The organism is Flavobacterium sp. (assembly GCF_021151785.1).
Classification (GTDB): Bacteria; Bacteroidota; Bacteroidia; order Flavobacteriales; family Flavobacteriaceae; genus Flavobacterium.
On sequence record NZ_JAGKWP010000134.1, the window covers coordinates 1 to 5,042 of the forward strand.

Annotated in this window: 4 protein-coding genes and 1 pseudogene; 3 read left to right on the top strand and 2 right to left on the bottom strand. The window is 32.5% G+C overall.

Going from position 1 to position 5,042, the window contains the following annotated elements; genetic code table 11:
* The 3 genes from QZ824_RS10590 to QZ824_RS10600 all read left to right on the top strand — a co-directional run.
* On the top strand, nucleotides 1-1,129 hold a 1,129-nt coding region (locus tag QZ824_RS10590), incomplete at its 5' end, for a glycosyltransferase family 4 protein (RefSeq protein WP_291275985.1).
* The gene (locus QZ824_RS10595) at nucleotides 1,126-2,466 is read left to right on the top strand and encodes a hypothetical protein (protein ID WP_291275986.1); all 1,341 of its coding nucleotides are present in this window, start codon (nucleotides 1,126-1,128) and stop codon (nucleotides 2,464-2,466) included. The genes QZ824_RS10590 and QZ824_RS10595, both read left to right, overlap by 4 nt.
* The gene (locus QZ824_RS10600; protein WP_291275987.1) at nucleotides 2,456-3,475 is read left to right on the top strand and encodes an acyltransferase; all 1,020 of its coding nucleotides are present in this window, start codon (nucleotides 2,456-2,458) and stop codon (nucleotides 3,473-3,475) included. Before QZ824_RS10595 ends, QZ824_RS10600 begins: the two co-directional genes overlap by 11 nt.
* 118 nt (nucleotides 3,476-3,593) lie before the next feature.
* On the opposite strand, the gene QZ824_RS10605 is transcribed toward QZ824_RS10600, so the two are convergent.
* Nucleotides 3,594-4,664 (bottom strand): acyltransferase, encoded by a 1,071-nt coding sequence (locus tag QZ824_RS10605; RefSeq protein ID WP_291275988.1) that lies wholly within the window; start codon nucleotides 4,662-4,664, stop codon nucleotides 3,594-3,596.
* A gap of 140 nt (nucleotides 4,665-4,804) precedes the next feature.
* A pseudogene (locus tag QZ824_RS10610) lies at nucleotides 4,805-5,042 on the bottom strand (SDR family NAD-dependent epimerase/dehydratase); the annotation flags it as partial.

Genomic DNA, 5,042 nt, shown 5'->3' on the forward strand with positions numbered 1-5,042 from the left:
TTTAAAAGTGTTGAATAAAATCTATCCGTCTGTTTATCAGAAAATAAATAATGAATTAAAACGAAGAGACTGGCAGATTGATGCAAAATATATAATAAGTCATCCCTGGATAGAGTATAAACGGATTCTATTATTAAAAACCGGCTGGAATAAAAAAATCGGCCGTACTGCAGATGAATTAAATACTGCCATGTATGATACGTTTGATAAGATTGTGGCAAGAGATGACTGGGGAAAGGTTGATGCAATATATGCTTATGAAGATTGTGCGCTACGTTCTTTTGAACGCGCAAAAGAAGCAGGTATTACATGTTTTTATGATCTTCCTATTGTACATTATAAGACAGCTAAAGAAATATTAGAAAAGGAAGTTGAGCTATATCCTGCTTTTAAAAGTTGCCTTGCTACAGTTAATGAACCAGCCTGGAAGATTATAAAAAAACTTAAAGAATTGGAATTAGCAGATCTGATCTTTGTGCCTTCAAATTTTGTAAAACAATCCATCCTTGATATCGGCGTTCCTGTAGAAAAAATTAAAGTAAATGTATTTGGCGCACCCATTGAATATTTTAAACCAATGGAAAAAACAGATACAACATTTCGGGCTATTTTTGTTGGCGGAATAGGGCCCCGCAAAGGTGTACATTATATTATTCAGGCATGGAAAGAACTTCATTTGCCTGATGCTGAATTGCTGCTAGTTGGAAAAGATCTTTTTCCTGAAGGGTGGCTTGCAGAAAATATTAAAGGAACAAAAATTAAATTTGTGCCTTCAGTTCCACACCATCAATTAAATAGTTATTATGCTTCGGCAGATGTATTTGTATTTCCATCCCTAGCAGAGGGGCTCGCTCTTGTTCAATTGGAGGCCATGGCTTGTGGTTTACCAATAATAAGTACTCCGAATGCCGGTGCAGAAGATATTATTGAAAATGGCGAAAATGGTTTTTTAATCCCGATCCGGGATACGGAAGCATTAAAAGAGAAAATTAAATTTTTGTATGCGAATCCTGATAAAAGATTTGCTATGAGCAAAGCGGCTAGACGTTCAGCTGAAATGTTTACATGGAAGCGCTATCAGGATTTTATTTTAGATTCGATTAATAGTTATGCCCCCAAAGTGAAATGACACTCTTATCTGAACAGGTCGTAATTAAGAAAATTGAAGCAGGTAGAAGCATAAACAATGCAATCTTTCTATTTTATATTTTATTATTTGCTGAAGGTATCTTACGTAAATGGATACTACCACCATTAAGTTCACCATTATTTTTTATTAAAGATCCGGTATTATTTTATATGTATTGGATGTGTTGGAGACATAGGATATTTCCTAAAAGTGTATTATTTCAAGCATCTGTTATTTTATTGGTTTTGTATTTAATTTTATCTTTGACACAAATGCTTTTATATACAACACCTTTTTTTGCTTCTGTCTACGGGTGGCGAAACTATTTTCTATATATGCCACTTGCCTTTATCATGCAAAGACACATGACAAAATCCGATCTTGTCCGGATAGCAAAGTTTACATGCTATTTTGGAATTCCTATTGCCGTATTAGCTTATATGCAATTCTTAAGCCCACCTGATGCATTTATTAATAGAAATGCAGGAGAGAATTCAGGAGTAGGTTTTACTGTTGTAGGCAATATTGTACGTCCATATGGCCCTTTCTCTTTTGTGTCCGGCATGGCTTTCTTTACACCCAGTTTAATAGTTATGTTGATCTATAATTATTTTTTACCAAAGCAAGAAAGATTTTTATCTAACTGGATGGCCGTTGCTTGCTTTTGTGCTTTTTCAACATGTTTGGCAGTTAGTGGTTCAAGAGGCACATATGGAAGTACTGTTGTTGTATTTGTCTTTTTAATAATCGGTTTATTCATGATTATTAGAAATACTCAATCTATTAAGTCTCTTTTTGTTATTATGATAGGAGGTGTTATAGTACTGAATGTTTATAATGTTATTTTCTCCACACAATTGGATATTATGAGCCAGCGTATGGAACAGGCTGAAATTGCTGAAGGAAGTATGGTAGATCGATTTGCAACCAATTTTATTCGTTTTCAGGATATAAGTACTGAGCTTCCTGTACTTGGGGCTGGGATTGGAGCCGGCTCTGCTGGAGCTAATTTTTTAAAGACTGGAGTTGCTGATTTTACTATCGCTGAATCTGATTGGGGACGTATTGTAGTAGAATGTGGAGTATTTTTCGGATTTATGTATCTTTTTTATAGGATAATTCTCACCCTTTATATGAGTATAGGTGCAATCAAGGCAACAATTAGAGGAGTTAATCCATTGCCAGTTGTATTAGTTGGATATGAAATTCAAAATTTATTAGTTGGACAAATGGTTTCAGTAGGCACAAATCTAGCCTTCGGGTGGTTTTATTTAGGCATAGCTTTGGTGTTTAATAAGATCTATTCAGAAGAAAAAAAGGATAATTATGTTGGATAAAATCGGGCCAGGCACATTTCGCTATTTCCTGTGTTTTGTAGTAGTGCTGTTTCACAGTACAAATCTTATTGCAATAGGAGAATTGGCAGTACATGTATTTTTTATACTTAGCGGTTACTGGGTAATGAAAATGTATAAAGAAAAATATATGGATTTTAAGCATCCACTGACTTCCTTCTGGTTTAGCCGTTTATTGAGGTTGTTGCCAATATTTTATGTGACGAATATTTTACTTGTATTGGTTAGCTGTCTTGTTATGAATATAACGCCAACAGCTTTTATAGATAGTTTTAAACCTTCGATAGGATTTTTGTTTTCACATATATTTATTCTAGGGCTTACGCAAACAGGTCAAATAAACCCGCCTTCCTGGTCCTTGGATATAGAAATGCAATTTTATATTTTGGTTCCAGTGTTTTTTTGGATCATTTCAAAAAATAAAAAAAGGTCAATGTTGCTTTTAGTAACGGGGATACTTTTTTTTAGCGGATTTTATATGCTTCATGAGAGTTGGAATTTGATTCCATCAGTAGCTAATTATTTATGCTTCTTCCTTGCTGGAGTAGCTCTATATGAAAGTGGATATCATGCGAGTGAAAAGGTAAGTAACTTGACTGTTTTAATAAGTGTTTTTTTTGTTATTCTTACTTACTCTATACCTACATTATTTGAAAATGTTATTTTGAATAATGCACTCCGTATTAATGGAATTTTATTCCGTATTATATTTGATTATGTGTTAGCATTTCTAATGATTCCATTTATTTCAAGGAACGTAAGAACTAAAAGTACACGGTGGGATCGTGATTTGGCAAATTTGTCCTATGTTACTTATTTATTCCATAGAGTTTCAATGGTGCCATGGGCATATTATTATGCTCATTTACCATTGTGGGATCGCATGCCCTCTTTTATTATTTATTTAGTAGCTACTTTTATTGGATCAATAATTATCTATTATATCGTTGATATTCCTTTTGAACGATTGAGAAAGAAAATTGTGTCTTAGAAATCAATATTCATCTCAATTGTTTTTGATTAAGATATTCTTCGTTTTATATAATCGGATAAATTATTTATTCTATCAATATGCACTTTAAACTTTTTATAATTATTTAATTACTTTATTACGAAACTTTGGATTGTGTAGAAAATTTATCTTTTATTTTGAAGAATGGTTTTTCTATTATGTAATAAGAAGCTAAAGCACAAATTACTATCAATACTAAATTTTGAGGTAGTTGATTGATCCAAAGGGAAGATTTACTCAAGAAAAATTGCTGCCATAGATAGAGGCTATAAGACAACACACCGATGTAATTGATTACTGGAAGATTTAAAAAATTAAACCAAAGGCCTTGAGGTCCATAAATTGAGTACATCATAATGAGTGCGATGGAAATATTTGCCAGCGTTCCATAAGTCCCTCCTATAGAACGTAAAATTACTTCAATTCCTAAATCCAGTTTTCTATTAATTAATGGGCCAAAGAATAATAATATAAGCACAGCTATAGCTCCATAAAATAAACTTGTCCAATGCTTGTGAAATAGATTCAATAATTGTTCTTTATAAAGAGCGCATATGCAACCTATAACTATTGAGTCAATTCTAAAAAAAATAGTTAAGTCATTATACCATGGTTCAGGATGGTAGTGGAAGTATATACGTGCAATCGGCACTAATGAAATAATAATAAAAGCAGAAATTTTTCTAACAAAAAAACCTAAAATGAAAATAAATGGCCAAAATAAATAAAAATGTTCTTCGACGCTTAAAGACCAGGCATGTGAAGTATACCAATCATCTCTCCAGTTAAAATATTTTGTATAAGTTATTGCTGTTAGCCAGGAGTTGGATGGTATTGAAATGAAATGAAAGAATTCTAATATGAAATAAACTAACAAAAGGAAATAATACGCCGGAAAAATTCTTAATGTGCGACGAATGAAAAAGTTTTTCAACGAAACAGTTCCTGTTTTTTGCTGTTCGTTCAGTAACAAAGACGTAATTAGGAAGCCGGAAATTACAAAGAAAACATTAACACCAAATTGGCCATCCAATAGCAGAGGTAAAAATCTAAATGATTTTGGAAAAAAATCATAATGAAGGCTTATGTGATTGAATAGTACAATAATAATGCTAACTGCACGCAAACCATTGAGACTTGGATAATAGTTTATTTTTTTATCTACCATTTAAATAAATATCTATGTATTTAGAATTTAAATTTTTCGAATGTAGTTATAAAACTTATAGCATTCAAAAAACATAAGTAAAGATTCTTGAGGTATTAAACTAAAGAGTCCCACTAAACAGCGGGACTCTTTTTTTATTTTCAGTTCTTTTTAAACTCTTTGGGTAATACATCCCAATCTTCTTTTGGGAGCGATTTGAAATATTCGTATGTAATTTTTAAACCTTCAGCTCTCGATACTTTAGGCTCCCAGCCTAAAATTTCTTTTGCTTTAGTAATATCCGGCTTACGCTGCTTCGGATCATCTGTTGGCAATGGTTTAAATGTGATTTTTACATTTGACCCTGTTAGCTTAATGATCTCCTGAGCAAAGTCATTG